The organism is Chloroflexota bacterium, from assembly GCA_020850535.1.
In the GTDB taxonomy this organism is placed as follows: domain Bacteria; phylum Chloroflexota; class UBA6077; order UBA6077; family JACCZL01; genus JADZEM01.
This window is the reverse complement of sequence record JADZEM010000190.1, coordinates 60,053-74,421: the sequence shown is the minus strand read 5'-3', so window position 1 is coordinate 74,421 and position 14,369 is coordinate 60,053. Positions and strand designations below refer to the sequence as shown.

The 14,369-nt window shown below is 70.6% G+C and carries 11 protein-coding genes; 7 read left to right on the top strand and 4 right to left on the bottom strand.

Going from position 1 to position 14,369, the window contains the following annotated elements:
- A complete protein-coding gene (locus IT306_27640) occupies positions 1 to 1,044 on the bottom strand; it encodes a kelch-like protein (protein MCC7372219.1) in 1,044 nt (347 codons plus the stop codon).
- Positions 1,045 to 1,431: 387 nt separating this feature from the next.
- On the opposite strand from IT306_27640, the gene IT306_27635 reads away from it, so the two are divergent.
- The 4 genes from IT306_27635 (at position 1,432) to IT306_27620 (ending at position 5,517) form a co-directional block, all read left to right on the top strand.
- Complete coding sequence (locus tag IT306_27635) at positions 1,432 to 2,520, top strand: acetyl-CoA carboxylase carboxyltransferase subunit beta (GenBank protein MCC7372218.1); 1,089 nt, start codon at positions 1,432 to 1,434, stop codon at positions 2,518 to 2,520.
- A gap of 68 nt (positions 2,521 to 2,588) precedes the next feature.
- On the top strand, positions 2,589 to 3,443 hold the full coding sequence (locus IT306_27630; GenBank protein ID MCC7372217.1) for an acetyl-CoA carboxylase carboxyltransferase subunit alpha: 855 nt from the start codon (positions 2,589 to 2,591) through the stop codon (positions 3,441 to 3,443).
- A gap of 3 nt (positions 3,444 to 3,446) precedes the next feature.
- Complete coding sequence (locus IT306_27625) at positions 3,447 to 4,841, top strand: SH3 domain-containing protein (GenBank protein ID MCC7372216.1); 1,395 nt, start codon at positions 3,447 to 3,449, stop codon at positions 4,839 to 4,841.
- Positions 4,842 to 5,013: 172 nt separating this feature from the next.
- Positions 5,014 to 5,517, top strand: a complete 504-nt coding sequence (locus IT306_27620) for a DUF4149 domain-containing protein (protein MCC7372215.1) — start codon at positions 5,014 to 5,016, stop codon at positions 5,515 to 5,517.
- Between the two features lie 357 nt (positions 5,518 to 5,874).
- On the opposite strand, the gene IT306_27615 is transcribed toward IT306_27620, so the two are convergent.
- Positions 5,875 to 6,732, bottom strand: coding sequence for a GPP34 family phosphoprotein (locus tag IT306_27615; protein MCC7372214.1), 858 nt, complete (start codon positions 6,730 to 6,732; stop codon positions 5,875 to 5,877).
- Between the two features lie 192 nt (positions 6,733 to 6,924).
- On the opposite strand from IT306_27615, the gene IT306_27610 reads away from it, so the two are divergent.
- From IT306_27610 to IT306_27600, 3 genes are read left to right on the top strand one after another with little or no spacing between them, the layout of a single operon-like run.
- Complete coding sequence (locus tag IT306_27610) at positions 6,925 to 9,354, top strand: hypothetical protein (GenBank protein ID MCC7372213.1); 2,430 nt, start codon at positions 6,925 to 6,927, stop codon at positions 9,352 to 9,354.
- Positions 9,354 to 10,439: an ABC transporter ATP-binding protein gene (locus IT306_27605; protein ID MCC7372212.1), complete on the top strand. Its 1,086-nt coding sequence runs from the start codon at positions 9,354 to 9,356 to the stop codon at positions 10,437 to 10,439. The genes IT306_27610 and IT306_27605 overlap by 1 nt, the downstream gene beginning before the upstream one ends.
- Before the next feature lie 51 nt (positions 10,440 to 10,490).
- Positions 10,491 to 11,504 carry an ABC transporter permease subunit gene (locus IT306_27600; protein MCC7372211.1) on the top strand — a complete coding sequence of 338 codons (1,014 nt, stop codon included), beginning with the start codon at positions 10,491 to 10,493 and terminating at the stop codon, positions 11,502 to 11,504.
- 142 nt (positions 11,505 to 11,646) lie between these two features.
- Here IT306_27600 and IT306_27595 read toward each other — a convergent pair whose 3' ends face one another.
- A complete protein-coding gene (locus IT306_27595; protein MCC7372210.1) occupies positions 11,647 to 13,197 on the bottom strand; it encodes an SH3 domain-containing protein in 1,551 nt (516 codons plus the stop codon).
- A gap of 149 nt (positions 13,198 to 13,346) precedes the next feature.
- Positions 13,347 to 14,360: a D-2-hydroxyacid dehydrogenase family protein gene (locus IT306_27590; GenBank protein ID MCC7372209.1), complete on the bottom strand. Its 1,014-nt coding sequence runs from the start codon at positions 14,358 to 14,360 to the stop codon at positions 13,347 to 13,349.
- Between the last annotated feature and the right edge of the window lie 9 nt (positions 14,361 to 14,369).

The following is a 14,369-nucleotide window of genomic DNA, read 5'->3' as shown; positions in this document are numbered from 1 at the left end:
TCAGCCGCAGCTACGTTCGACCGTCAGCGTTTGCAGCTTCAGCGTCACGTCCTGGCCGCTCACCCCACGTCGGGTCGCGCCGCCGGGCACGTAGATCAGGCCGTCCAGAAACGCCGCGCCCGTGATGCCGTGCATCGCCGTTGGGAGGGGCGGCAAGCTGTGCCAACTGTTGGTGGCAGGGTCGTACAGCTCGGCGCGGTCGAAGACGCCCATCGGGTGCGCGTCGTTGCCCTCGCCGCCGATCAGGTAGACGCAGCCGTTGGCCTCCACCGACGTGACGCCCGCGCGCGGGGCCAGCAGCGGCGCACCCTCCGACCAGCTGTTGGTGGCTGGATCGTAGATCTCCAGGCGATCCGTCATCTCGCTGCCGACGCCGCCGCCGAAGCGTCCGCCCGCCACGTACAGCTTGCCGTTGACGGCTACCACGCCCAGGTGGTTGCGCTGGGTGGGGATGTTCGGCAGCTCCGTCCAGGTATCCGACGCGGGATCGTAGACGGCGAGGTCGTGGCCGCGCGGCGGGCGTCCGCCGGCGACGTAGATCTTGCCGTCGATGACCGCCGAGCCGCCGCCGCTGCGGGCCGTCGGCATCGGCGCGCGGGCGATCCACTGCCCGGCCTGCTCGTCCAGCATGTAGACGCCGTTCTGGAAGACCGACTCGCCGGGCGTCGGGTTCCCGCCCTCGCCGCCGATGATGTAGAGCCGGTCGTTCACCACCGAGGCCATCGTGTGGTGCAGGGGGACCGGCAACGGCGGACCCAGCTCCCAGGTGTCCGTCTTCGTGTCGTAGACCTGGACCGAGTCCGACGTGATCCGCGCGCCCGGGTAGCCGCCCAGGAAGTAGACCTTGCCGTTCAGCTCCGCGACGGACGCTTCGGAGCGCGGCAGGAGCATCGGCGCGCGCTCGCCCCACGGGCTGGCGCTCTGGGCCTGGACGGCGGCCGGCAGCAGGCCCGTCGTCAGCAGGCCGGTTGCCAGCGCCGCCGCGAGCATGAGGCATTCGCGCACGAGCCGCTCGACGCGTGTATGCCTGGACAGGTGTCGCATGCTGACCCTCCTCACGCAGCAGGCATGGCCCTGGCGGCGTCTGCGGCGCAGGCCGGGCAGGGGCAGCAGTCTATACCACGTTGGTGTCGTGCGGTTCATGACTTTCCGGCACTGCTGTCGCGCGACCTCGACGGGCTGCTGACGAGAAATGTCACCCCGGGCACCCCCATCTGCTTGACCGTCCTCGGAGACGGCTGGTAGACTCCCACCAGCCCCGATGCCGTGGTCTTGTTGACGCGCGCCCGGTCGCCGCTGTGTCGGCCCGTTGGGGGTGGATCCGATGCCTCACCCGATCTGGCCCCGCAGGATGGTGGGGCTCCTTGCAGCAGACCACCAGCCGGTGGCCAGGCGCATGCAGCGTCGTCCAGGCGTCCTGTGTCGTCGGGTATGCGTGCAACTGGCCGCTCCTGCGAGCACCCGGCCGACGAACGACGCTATGGCCTGAAGGGCCGAGGGAAGAGACCGCCCGTGCCGATTCGTGACCTCTTTCGCCGCGAACACCGTGAAGACGGGCTTGCACCTGCCGAGGCCGCCCCGGTCACGGCGCCGGCCCCTGCGAACGGCGCGGTCGAGGCCGACGCGCCTCCTCCTCCACCGCCGCCGCCGCATCGGTCGCGGTTCTCGCCCCGCTCGTGGATCGGGCCGAAGGAGATTCCGGCCAACCTCTGGGTGCGCTGCGGCAACGACCGCTGCAAGGAGCTGATCTACACCCGCGAGTTCGAGAAGAATCTGCGGGTCTGCCAGAAGTGCCAGTTCCACGCCCGGCTCTCGGCGCGGCAGCGCATCGAGCAGCTGCTGGACGAAGGCTCGTTCCAGGAAGAGGACCGCACGTTGCGGCCGGGCGATCCGCTCGGCTTTGTGAGCGCCGGCCAGAAGTACCTGGATAAGCTCGAAGAGACCCAGGGGAAGACGGGCCTGAGCGAGGCGATCACCTGTGGCACGGGCGCTATCGAGGGGGCCAGTCTCCGGATCGCCGTGGCGGATTTCAGCTTCATGGGCGCGAGCATGGGCTCGGTCGTGGGCGAGAAGGTGACGCGGGCCATTGAGCGCTCGATCGAGGACCGGCAGCCGTTCCTGGCCGTCTGCTCGTCGGGCGGGGCGCGCATGCACGAGGGCATCTTCTCGTTGATGCAGATGGCGAAGACCTCGGCAGCCCTGGCCCGCCTGAGCGACGCCCGCGTGCCGTTCATCTGCCTGCTGACCGATCCGACGACGGGCGGCGTGACGGCGAGCTTCGCCGGCCTGGGCGACGTGATGCTGGCCGAGCCGGGCGCGCTGGTCGGGTTTGCCGGGCCGCGCGTCATCGAGCAGATCACCAAGCAGAAGCTGCCGCCCGGCACCCAGCGCGCCGAGTTTCAGCTCGAGCACGGCATGATCGACAAGGTGGTTTCACGGCGTGACCTGCGCCCGACCATCGCCCGCCTCGTGCGGCTCTACTCCGGCCTGCCGTCCGCGGCCGCCTGGAAGGGGGCCTGACCCTGGCAAGCACCGAGGAGCGCATCACCAACTTCGATCCCCTGAGCGAGCCGCCGGCGACGCCAGCGCTGGTCCCGGCCGACAGTGCGTCGGAGTCGGCGGCGCTGTCGGCGTGGCAGCGGGTCCAGCTGGCCCGCCATCCGCAGCGGCCGTACACCCTGGACTACGTCGGCGCGATCTTCGAGGAGCACATCGAGCTGCACGGCGACCGGCTCTTTGCCGACGACGCCGCGCTGGTGGCCGGCCCGGCCCGCCTGGATGGGCGGCCGGTCATGCTGATCGGCCACCAGAAGGGGCGCGACGCCAAGGAGAACGCCGTCCGCCGCTTCGGGATGCCGAAGCCGGAGGGGTATCGCAAAGCCCTGCGCCTGATGAAGCAGGCGGAGAAGTTCGGCCTGCCGATCATCACGCTGGTGGACACGCCCGGGGCCGATCCAACGCTGCCATCTGAGGAGCGCGGACAGGCCATCGCCATCGCCACGAATCTGCTGGAGATGGCCCGCCTGCGAACGCCGGTCATCAGCGCGATCATCGGCGAGGGTGGCAGCGGTGGCGCGCTGGCCATTGCGATGGCCGACCGTGTCTTAATGCTTGAGAACGCCGTCTACTCTGTCGTATCACCCGAGGGCTGCGCGTCGATTCTCTGGAACGATGCCGGCCTCGTGGCGGAGGCTGCGACCGCCATGAAGATCACGGCAGAGGACGTCTGGCGGTTCGGCATCGCCGATCAGATCGTCCCCGAGCCGGCGGGTGGCGCCCATACCGACCCGGTGGGGGCAGCAGCCGCGCTCGGAAACGCGCTCCGTGCGACCCTGAGCGACCTTGATCGTTGCTATGGGTACGGCGAGGCATTGGATGCTGATCGCCTGCTTCACGATCGGTTCGCGAAGTACCGACGTATCGGAGTCTTCGACGAGGCGTAGAACATGATCCGCCCACTGATGACCGCCTGGCGTGTGCTGACGCTGGCGATGGTGCTGACGCTCGGCATCAGCACGGTAGCAAACACCTTCTCGCCAGGGGTGGCGCTGGCGCAGAGCGACCTCTCGGTTGAGCCGAAGGCCGTCACCCCCGCCGCGAATGAGCTGCGGGGCGGCTTCCAGTTCGTCCCCGAGAAGAGCGAGCAGCGCGAGCCGGTGCCTGGCATCGTCGTGTACGAAGCGGACTTCGTGCGGGACCAGACGCCGAAGAATTTTGCTGACGGCCCCATCGAGATCAAGACGCTCGTCGCGAAGACGGCCAACGCCCAGCAGGCCGCCGAGCAGTTCACCTCCTCGCGGCAGGCGTTGACGACCGCGTCGCCGCCATGGGCCGAGTCGAAGGTCGCGAAGCTTGGCGACGAGGCGGCGGGCCTGACGATGGAGGGCCAGTCGGCGGATGGGCAGCCAGCCGTGGCTCACCTGTTCCTCTTCCGCCGCGGTGCGATGGTCGTCGGGATCACCGTCGCCGGCTTGACCAAGCCGACGCGGATGGCCGAGGCCGAGTCCATCGCGGCCATCGTCCTGCGGAAGATCGACCCTGGCTACAAGTCCCAGACGGCGCCGTCTGCGCCGCGCAATCTGAACACCCAGCGGCCGGGGCCCACGGTGTCCTCGGGCGCGGGTACCAGCGGCTCGACCCAGCCGATGAACGCCACGACGAACAGCGGCGGTCAGAAGGTGCGGGTGGCGAACACCGGCGGGACCGGCGTGCGGCTGCGCGCTGAGCCGTCCTTGAAGGGCGCGATCGCGGCGCGGCTGGCAGACGGCACGGTGCTGGAGATCGTGGGCGAGGATCGGAAGGCGGACGGCCTGACGTGGCGGAACGTCCGCGCGCCGGGCGACGGTCGTGGTTGGGTTGCGGCTGACTACCTGGTGTCGGTCTCGGGCGGCAGCACCCCGCCCGCCCAGGCGAGCGCCCCCGCTCCCGCTGCGCCACCCGCTCAGGCAAGTGCGTCTGCCGCGCCGGCTCCCTCCACGACCACGGCGCAGAGCCAGCCGACGACCGGCACGAGCAGCAATGCGTCTTCTGGGGCGGCGGCCAGCGGCGACTTCTTGAAGGTGGACGTCAGCGTCAAGCAGTCCAAGATCAAGGGCGACGAGCAGACCGTCAGCATCACGGTGACGAAGAACGGGCAGCCGGTCCAGGGCGCGACGGTGACGGTGAAGACCAGCCCGACCGGTGAGACGCCAGAGGCTCCCGCGACCGATGGCAGTGGCAAGTCCAGTGTGAGCTGGAAGCCGACAGGCAGCCCCGGGTTCATCGGGGTGGGCGTCAGCGCGCTGGCTCCTGATGGCAGCGCCGGCGTCGGCGGGGCGTCGTTCGAGATCGTCAAGCCGTAGCCTGACCTCGCAGCAGGGGACGTACCGGGGCCAGACTGTGACGGTCTGGCCCTTCTGGTTCCTGGCTCTTCTGGTTGCTCGGGGAATGCTCAAGCTGTCCCACGGGGCGCTCTGCGACAATGACCGGTGGTGTCCTGGCGCCCTTTTTCATCACACGCTGTCAGGTGTTCGCATGGTGCTGTATCAGCTCAGCGTCTTTCTCCACATCCTGAGTGCCATTATCTGGATCGGCGGGATGTTCTTTCTGGCCCTGGTGGTGGTGCCCGTCACGCGCCCGTTGCCCCAGCAGCAGCGGGCAATGCTGTTTGGGGCGGTCGGACGGCGCTTCCGCACGGTCGGCTGGGTCTGTATCGGGCTGCTGCTGGTGACGGGCACGATCAATGCTGTGTACCGTGGCGTCAGTTGGAGCAACCTGTTCAGCAGCGAGCTGTGGGGCAGCCCGTTCGGCACGACCCTCGCCCTGAAGCTGGGAGTCGTGGCGCTGATGCTGGCGCTGAGCTTCTACCACGACTTCGTGATGGGACCGCACAGCGTGCGCGTTGCGGAGGCCGGCGGCGCGCCCGCCGAGTCCGAGCGGCTGCGGAAGACGGCCTCGATGCTCGGGCGGCTGGAAGCGATCCTGGCGCTGGTGGTGGTGGCGCTGGCGATTATGCTGGTGCGGGGCATGCCGTTCTAGCTGGGCCGTGGAGCGAGGGCCGAGGGCCGAGGGCCGTGGGTCGTGGTGAAAGCATGCAAGCTGCAGTTGTCATCCTGAGCGCAGCGAAGGACCTCACCCGCTGACCGTCAACGCTCGTGCCACCCGCTGACCGTCAACGTTCGCGTCACCCGCTGACCGTCAATGTTCGCGTCAGCGGGTGAGGTCCTTCGCTGCGCTCAGGATGACATGGGGAGTTGCGTGTTTGCTACGACACAGCAGCGCGCGTCAGCAAGCATGCTTCCACGATCCACGATCCACGATCCACGATCCACGATCCACGATCCACGATCCACGATCCACGATCCACGATCCACGATCCACGATCCACGATCCACGCTAGTCGCTGCTGCCGCTGCTGTCTCCGCCGTCGCCGAAGTCGCTCCCGCCGGAGTCGCCGGGGCTGTCCCAACTGCTGTCGTCGTTCGACGAGGACGGATCGCTCCAGTTGGTGTCCCAGGTCATGGTGGTAGTGCTGCCTCCACTGTCCGATGCGAACGTGGTGAAGCTCCAGCCGTCGTCAAAGTCTGCGGGCTGGTTCATGGCGTGGTAGGTGTAGAGGATCGTCGAGCCGAGGAGGGTGGCCATCAGGGCGGCTTCGAGGCCAGATCCAAAGACGGTGCTCTGGGCAGCCTCTTCGCTGGTCAGCTCGGAGACGCGGCGGTTGGCGTGCGCGCGCTCGTGCGGGGCGAAGATCTCGTTGGTCAGGTTGCAGGCGCGGACCAGCCCGATGAGCGCGGAGGTGCGCTGGTCTGGCTGCGCGTCTTCGAGGATCACGGCGCGGATGCGGTCGCGGGCCTGCTGCTCGGCGGCGGCATCGGCCAGGGGGAAGCTGCGCGAGGGAAAGACCCAGAGGATGCGCCGCTCGCGCTGGTCCAGCACCCCGCGTGAGACCAGCCCTTCCAGGAGCCGATCTTTCAGGCGGGGCATGGTGCCGGCCAGCCGCCCGACCCAGTAGCTCGGCGCGCGCGGGCTGTCGGCGTCGGCCATGCGCCCAAGCACTTCGTCCAGCAGGAGGTCGCCGGTCGGGTGGGGGTCTACCAGCAGCATCCCATTCGCCTGCTGCTCCAGGCGACCCATCAGGGCCAGCTCCATCAGGATCGCGCCGATGAGCGCGCCATTGAGGGCCATCGCGGCGGCCGGAATGACCGAGCCTTTCTCGTCGTGCAGCGCGAGCAGCAACAGCGTATCAGGCAAACTGACCTGCATTGTGGTGTCCCCTTCAGGCCCCTCTACTTCTCGCCGGCCCAGAGTGCTGCGGCCAGTGTCTGCCTGTCTCTCGGAAAATGATGCGGGGGATTGCGTGCGCGGGCAAGGAAATCCAGGGTACATTCGCGGGTGGCGCTCGGCGTCGTGGAACGTTGTTGTGGTTGCAAGCCTCTGTACTGCATGGTGCTGAACCGCGTGCGCGCCCTCGCGCGGCTGGCAGGCCGCCGGGCTGGTCTGGCGTTGGTATTGACGTTGCTGGCGACGCTGGCCCTGCCGGCGCGGACGGGCGTCGCGGCGCTCGTGCTCCCGGCGGTCGCGGGCGAGCGCGGCCAGCAGCAGACGACGCAGCGCGGCGATCAGGGCGATCCGGCATTCTTGCCGGAGCTGTCGGCGGGGTTTGAGGGGATCTCGAAGGCTGGCCGCTGGTTGACGGTGCGGGCCGTGGTGGCGAACGAGGGGCCGCCCCTCGACGGCGAGCTGCGCCTCTCGATGCGGACCGGCGGCGAGACGGCCATCTACACCCAGCCCATCGAACTGGCGCAGCGCGCGCGCAAGCAGGCCGTCTTCCAGGTGCCCGGCTCGATCGGCCTGCCCGACCTGCGGCTGACCCTCCGCGCCGACGAGACCGAGATCGTCACCCGCGAGGTGCCGCTGCGGACGCTCAGCCCGAACGAGTTCCTGGTCGGCGTGCTCTCGGATGATGGCCTGACGCCGACCGGGCTGGCGTCCGTGCGGCGCGGCGGCAGCCCGGTCGTGGTGGCGCGGCTGACCCCGACCGACGTGCCGACCGATCCACTGCCGTTCCAGTCCCTGGATGCGCTGGTCGTGCGGCAGGCCTCGTCAGATCGGCTGACCGCCGAGCAGCGCGCCGCCTTGCAGACCTGGATCGAGCAGGGGGGACAGCTAATCGTGGCGGGCGGCCCGGGCTGGCGGCGCTCGGTGGAGGGGCTGGACGAGCTGCTGCCGGTGTTCGGACTGTGGACGCGCCCGGTCAAGCATCTGCGGTCGTTTGCGCGGTACGCGGGCGTGACGCCGCCAGACGGCGATGTGCTGGTGACGCTCGGCTCGCCGATCGAGGGTGCGCGGGTGATCCTGACCCAGGAGAGTATCCCGCTGCTGGTGGAGCGGTGGCTCGGACTCGGGCGGGTGACCTTCCTGGGCGTCGATCCGTCGATTGAGCCGTTCCGCTCGTGGCCGGCTGCCGAAAGCGTCTGGCAGCGGGTGCTGGTGGGCGGTCGGCCCGGCCTGCCGATCCTCAACGAGGCGTCCTCGGGGTTGTACCCGCTGCGCTCGGCCCTCGCCGACATGCTGAACCTGGGGCTGCCAGCGGCCGGCTGGGTGATCGGGTTTCTGGTCGCGTACCTGGTGGTGGCGGGACCGGGCCAGTACTTCCTGCTGCGGCGGCTCGACCGGCGCGAGTGGGGGTGGATCGGGTTTCCGAGCGTGGCGCTGCTGGCGGCAGGGGGGCTGATCGGCTCGGCCTGGTGGCTGCGCGGTCCGGACGTCCGGCTGGCGGCGATCTCGACGGTGCGGGTGGCCGTGGACGCGAAGACGGCCCCGGTTGACACGTATGTCGGGCTGGTTGCGCCGATACGTGGCAGTTACGATCTGACGTTTCCTGATGCGCCGGTCCCGCGCCCGCTCGGCTCGTCGGGCGTGCAGACGCCGACGGTGATCGCGGCCGGGCTGCCGGGGCTGATGCCGACGGCGTTGCCGGGGTTGCGGATGGAGGGGCGCTCGCCGCAGTTGTTGCAGTGGCGCACCGTGACGATGGCCCCGACGCCGATCCTCTCCGAGCTGAAGACGGCGAACGGCCGGCTGGAAGGGACGGTCCGGAACGTCGGGCCGGACCGGCTGGAGGACGTGTTCGTGCTGGCGGCCGGCGAGGGCGTGGGCCTGGGGGATCTCGGGCCGAACGAGACGCGGCCGGTGTCGATCTCGCTGCCGACGAGCCGGGCGGCCGGCGCGTGGCAGAACGGCCCGCCGCCGTGGTCGGCGTCGGCTGGGGGGCGCGGCGGCAGCGCCGTGGAGCGCCGGCGGGCGCTGATCGCGCAGTTGGAGCAGGCCGGGCGCGGCAACGACGGCGAGACGGGCGGGGGCGCGATGCTGCTGGCCTGGGTTGCGACCACCGCGCCGCGCCTGACGCTCGGGGAGGGCGCTGTCGAAGGGACGTCGCGGACGCTGATCGAGCAGGCGTTGCCGGTCGACTATGGCCGCGAGGACGTGACGATCCCGCCCGGGCTGCTGGCGCGCAGCGTGCTGGACGGTGCGGCCCTGACGCGCGGGAGCGGGCGCTCGTTCCTGGCGCGCGGCCCGATTGTCTTTCAGTTCGACCTGCCGCCCGGGCTGGAGCTGGCGCGCATCGACCGCCTGAGCGTCCACCTGGCGGTGCCGAGCGCCAACCGGAACGCCGGACCGCCGCGCGCGTCGCTGTACCGTTGGGCGGATCGGACGTGGATCGATGTGCCGCTGAGCGGGACCGGCGTGGCGAATATGCCGTTCGGGGCGTCGTTCGTGGACGGTGGGGCACTGCGTGTGCGCCTGGAACCGCCGGGGAACGAACTCACGGTGGAGCAGCTCGACCTGTCGCTGGACGGGGTGCGGGACTGATGAGCGACGAGCCGTTCGGGCTGCCGCCCGCTCAGGATGAGGACGCCCGCCCGCCCCAGGCCGGGGAGGCCCTCGCCCTCGCGGCGCGCGGTCTCTTCAAGCGCTTTGGCAGCACCATTGCCGTGCAGGATTTCACGCTCAGCGTGCAGCCGGGGGCCATCTACGGGCTGATCGGGCCGAACGGGGCCGGCAAGACGACCTCGATGCGGATGCTGGCGACGCTTCTGACGCCGGACGGCGGGGATGCCTGGGTGGGCGGGGCGTCGGTGCGGACGGACCAGGACGGCGTCCGGCGGCAGCTCGGCTACATGCCCGACTTCTTTGGCGTGTATCCCGAGCTGAAGGTCTCCGAGTACCTCGACTTCTACGCTGCCTGCCACGGTGTGCCGTCCGACCGGCGCGCTGGCGTGGCCGCCGACCTCCTGGCGCTGGTGGATCTGACCCACAAGCGCGACAGCTACGTGGCCGGTCTCTCACGGGGGATGCAGCAGCGGCTGGGGCTGGCGCGAGCGCTGGTGCACGATCCGGCCGTGTTGCTGCTGGACGAGCCGGCCTCCGGACTCGATCCGCGCGCCCGCCTCGAACTGCGGGAGATCGTGCGGGAGCTGGGCCGCATGGGCAAGGCCGTCCTGGTCTCGTCGCACATCCTGGCCGAGCTGTCGGACCTCTGCACCCACATCGCGATTGTGGACGGTGGGAAGGTGCTGGCGTCTGGGCCGGTGGACGAGGTCACGCGACGGCTGCACGGCGGGCGCTCGGTACGGGTCCAGGTGCTGGGGGCTGGTGCGGGCGTGCGGCTGCGGGGCGCGCTGCTGAACCGGCCCGGGGTGCACGCCGTGACGGTCGACACGGACGAGACGGCGGCGGATGGGGCGGAACCGGTCTCGACCGCGCGCTTCGTGCTGGATGGCGACGAGCATCAGTTGCGGACGCTGCTGGCCGATCTGGTGACGGCCGGCCTGCCGATCTTCAGCTTTGGACAGGATGTGGGCGGGCTTGAAGACCTCTTCCTGCGGGTGACGCGGCGGCTGGGTGAGGCGTCAGACCAGCTGGCCGAGAGCGGGACGCGCAGCAATGGCCGCTGACGGCACCGGGGGGCGTGACCGTGGCCGCTGACGGCACCGGGGGGCGTGACCGTGGCCGTTGACGCCGCCGGGCTGCGACCGCTTGCGCGGCGGGCGGGGCAGCGGGCGTTCGGCTGGCTGGCGAATCCGCTGGCTGGCAAGGAGCTGTTGGCCCGCATGCGTGGGCCGCGCACCTACGTCATCGCCATGCTGGAGCTGATCCCGCTGGCGGCCATCGCGGCGGGGCTCTACCTGATGGTGGCGAACGCCTCGGCCGCCGACAGCACGTCGAGCGCTCCGATTGGCCGCCTGTTCTTCGCGGCCATCACAGCCGTCGAGCTGGGGCTGATCTGCCTGCTCGCGCCGGCCCTGACCGCCGACCTGATCTCCGGCGAGCGCGAGCGCCAGACGCTCGACCTGCTCCTGGTGACGCCGCTCTCGCGCCGGCAGATCGTGATCGGGAAGCTGGTGGCGGCCCTTGGCTCGTTGCTGCTGCTGATCGTGCTGGCGTTGCCGATCCAGGCGGTGGCAGTGCTGATCGGCGGCGTGGGGCTGGAGGAGCTGGCGCTCGGGCAGATGATCCTGCTGCTCACGGCGACAACCTACGGCTGTGTGGGGTTGTACTGGTCAGCACGGCTGCACACCACCCGCGCTGCAATGCTGTTTTCCTACGTGACGATGCTGCTGGGAACGGGCGGGCTGCCGCTGCTGATCGTGCTGCTGGCGATTGCGGATGGGCTGTTCGGCCTGGACATGGACGAGACGATCTGGCCGCTGGTCTGGCTGATCAATGGGGCGGAATCGACGACGCGCCGCATGGTGGGCGATGGGCAGTCGGTTGATGCGGCGCTGCTGCATGCCGAGGCGGGGTTGGGGCAGCTCCTGGCGGCCAGCAATCCGCTGATCGCGGGGATCACCAGCGCGGCCGGGCAGATCGCCGGTCGTCCACTGGTGGCGTTCGAGCAGGTGGCCGGCGTTGAGCTGCTGTACGTCGCGCCGTGGCTGGTGTTCGCGGTGCTGCACCTGCTGGCCGCGCTGGTGCTGATCTGGCAGACCAGCCGCGTCCTGCGGCGCGCATCCGCCTGAGGTGCTCTCACAACCCGGGCCGGCTGGCCTCACCACGGGGCGGGCCGCATACTGGCCGCGCCGCGCTCGGGCAAGGATGGCGCGGGCGGTGGCGGCCCGCTGACCATCGACGAGGCGACCCCGGCAGCGGGGCCTCGGGGGGCTATTCGGGGCCGGGGGACGGTGACGGCGCGGCTGGCGGGTCCGCCGCGCGGTAGCCGGACGCCTGGGCGCGGCTGACGTTGTCGAAGCAGCGGACTCGCTGCCGCAGGCCGGCGTACTCCGGGTGGTCCGGCGGGTAGTAGACGCCGGTGCCGAAATCGCCCTTCAACTGGCCGGGGCGGCAGGGGGTGGCCGCTCGCTGCTCCTCGCTGAGCTCATCGTCGGGGAGGGATTCGTCCACGATGGGTGCGCCGATGCCCGGCGCGCCCGGCCGGGGGGTGGGCGTCGGGATGACGAGCGGCCGGACGGTCTCGACGGCCAGCCAGCCCTTCGTGCCGTCCTCCATCTGCACGTTGCGCCAGATGATGCCGTCGGCAACTTGATCCTCGCCGATGATGGTCAGCACCGCGCCGTCTGGAACGCTCCGCAGCACCGATCCGCTCCGGCCGGGGCGGGCGCGGAGGTTCGCGCCGGTGGTGCCGGTGTCGTAGACCTCGACGCGCTGTGGCTCGGGCGTCGGCTCCTCGGCAGGGGCATCTTCGGCCGGCGACGGCGCGCCCGCGCTGCTCGTGGTGGGCGTGCTGGCCGTGGGCGTGCCGATGGTCGGCGTGCTCGCGGCGGCGGGGGTGCTGCTGGCGGTCGATTCGGGAGGTGGGCTGATGGTTGGCGTGGCGCTCGTGGCCGCCGCTTCCTGGGCGCCTGGTGGGGCCGTTGGCGTGGGCGTGAGGGTGATGGCCGGCGTCGGCTCGGCCAGCGGCTGGGTCGAGTCGGCCGCCACCCAGCCGGTCGTGCCGCCCTGGCCGCGCACGTTGCGCCAGGTGCGCCCGCCGACCTCACGGTCTGGCCCGACGATGGTCAACTGGGTGCCGTCTGGGATGGTCTGGAGGATGCGGGCGCTGGTGCCCGGCTCGGCGCGGAGGTTCGCGCCGCCGCCACCGGTGCCGGTGATCTCGATACGCTCTGGCGCGGGCGTGCCGGCCGGCGTGGCGCTGCCGCCGCTGGTTGGCGAGGGGGTCGCGGCGGCTGCCGTCCCGGTCAGCTCACGGGTAGCGGTGGCGGCCGTCGTGGCCGTGGCGCTCGGCGTGACGGTGGCGCTCGGCGTGATAGTGGGCGTCGGCTGCGAGCGCAGGGCGGTCGAGACGATCCAGCCGACATCGTCGCCATCGCGGACGTTGCGCCAGATGCGCCCGTTCTCGTCACGATCCACCCCGGCGATCGTGACCTCGGCGCCGTCGCGCAGCGACTTGACCACGGGGGCGTTGGTGCCGGGCTCCCGCCGCATGTTGACGGCTGAGCCGTTCTCGCCGGAGACGCGCACGCGCTCGGGCTGCGGCGTGGGCGTCGGCGTTGTCGTGGAGGTTGGGGCCGGGGTGGCCGTGAGCGTGGCGGAGGGGGCCGGCGTCAGCGTCGGCTCGGCCGTGGGCGGCGAAGGGACAACAGTATCAACAGTATCCGTCGGCGACGGCTCCGGCTCGGCCTGTACGACGACCTGCGGCGGCGGCTGGGTGCAGGCGACGAGTAGGAGCAGCGTGAGGATGAGGATGCACCTCACCCCCCGCCGGCCTCGCCCACGCAGCGGGAGAGGCGGTGGCATGTCGGGGCGCCGGGATGTGCTCACCCTGGCCGCGCCGGAGCGCGGGCTGAGGGGGGCGTGTCGTGTGTGGGTGGGGGAAGGGGATACGGGAAGCAGCGGGGTACGCCTCAGCCGGATGAGCGCGCCTCGAGTACCTCGGGGTTCACCATCCGGGGGATCGGCTGGCCGTCGAGGTACGCGGTGACGTTCTCGACGATGCCCTCAAAGAATGCCATGTAGCTGTCCTCGGCGACCCATCCCACATGGGGGGTGAGCACGACATTCGGGAGCGAGAACAGGGGGTGATCGGCTGGCAGCGGCTCCTGCCCGAACACGTCGAGCGCCGCGCCCCAGAGCCGGCCCGTCTGGAGCCGTTCCAGCAACGCTGTCTCGTCTACGATCGGGCCGCGCGCCGTGTTGACGAGCAGAGCGGACGGCCTCATCATGGCCAGCCGCTCGCGGGTGATGAGGCCACGGCTCATCGGCGAGAGCTGCAGGTGGATCGAGAGCACGTCCACCTCGCTCATCATGGCGTCCAGTTCCATCGCCGTTACGTTGGCGGCGGCAGCGCGCTCGGGGGTGAGATTCGGGCTCCAGGCGACGACGTTCATGCCGATAGCCCTGGCGATCTGGGCGACCCGGCCGCCGATCCGCCCCAGCCCGACCACGCCGAGGGTGCGCCCGGCCAGCTCGCGCCCGACGAACTGGGACCAGCGACCAGCCCGGACCTCTGCATCACCGTAGGGGATGCGACGTGAGGCGGCGAGCATCAGCCCGATGGTCAGCTCGACCGTCGAGGCGGCAGCGTACGGGCTGGACCGGGCGTTCTTCGCGCCGCCGGTGCCGGCGATCAGGATGCCGTGGACGGTGGCGGCCGTCACGTCCAGGTGCGCGCCCCGCATGCCCGTCTGCGCGATGAGCTTGAGGGTCGGCACGCGGGTGAAGACCTCGGCGCTGAGTGGCGTGCGCTCCCGGTTGGCAACCACGATCTCGGCGTCTGCCAGCCTGGCGACCACATCATCGACCGAGCGGATCATGCCGGTGTGGATGGTGATGTCGCAGCGGCCCCGGAGCTGCGTGACAACGGGCGACGAGCTGTACTGATCGTTGTAGTCGTCTGGGATGACGAGCTTGACCCCCATGCGAGATCC

Excerpts from the sequence above, each read along its gene's own strand:
- IT306_27620 (MCC7372215.1), top strand. The coding sequence starts at position 5,014 with ATGGTGCTGTATCAGCTCAGCGTCTTTCTCCACATCCTGAGTGCCATT.
- IT306_27640 (MCC7372219.1), bottom strand. The coding sequence starts at position 1,044 with ATGCGACACCTGTCCAGGCATACACGCGTCGAGCGGCTCGTGCGCGAA.
- IT306_27610 (MCC7372213.1), top strand. The coding sequence starts at position 6,925 with ATGGTGCTGAACCGCGTGCGCGCCCTCGCGCGGCTGGCAGGCCGCCGG.
- IT306_27625 (MCC7372216.1), top strand. The coding sequence starts at position 3,447 with ATGATCCGCCCACTGATGACCGCCTGGCGTGTGCTGACGCTGGCGATG.
- IT306_27605 (MCC7372212.1), top strand. The coding sequence starts at position 9,354 with ATGAGCGACGAGCCGTTCGGGCTGCCGCCCGCTCAGGATGAGGACGCC.
- IT306_27635 (MCC7372218.1), top strand. The coding sequence starts at position 1,432 with ATGCGTGCAACTGGCCGCTCCTGCGAGCACCCGGCCGACGAACGACGC.
- IT306_27590 (MCC7372209.1), bottom strand. The coding sequence starts at position 14,360 with ATGGGGGTCAAGCTCGTCATCCCAGACGACTACAACGATCAGTACAGC.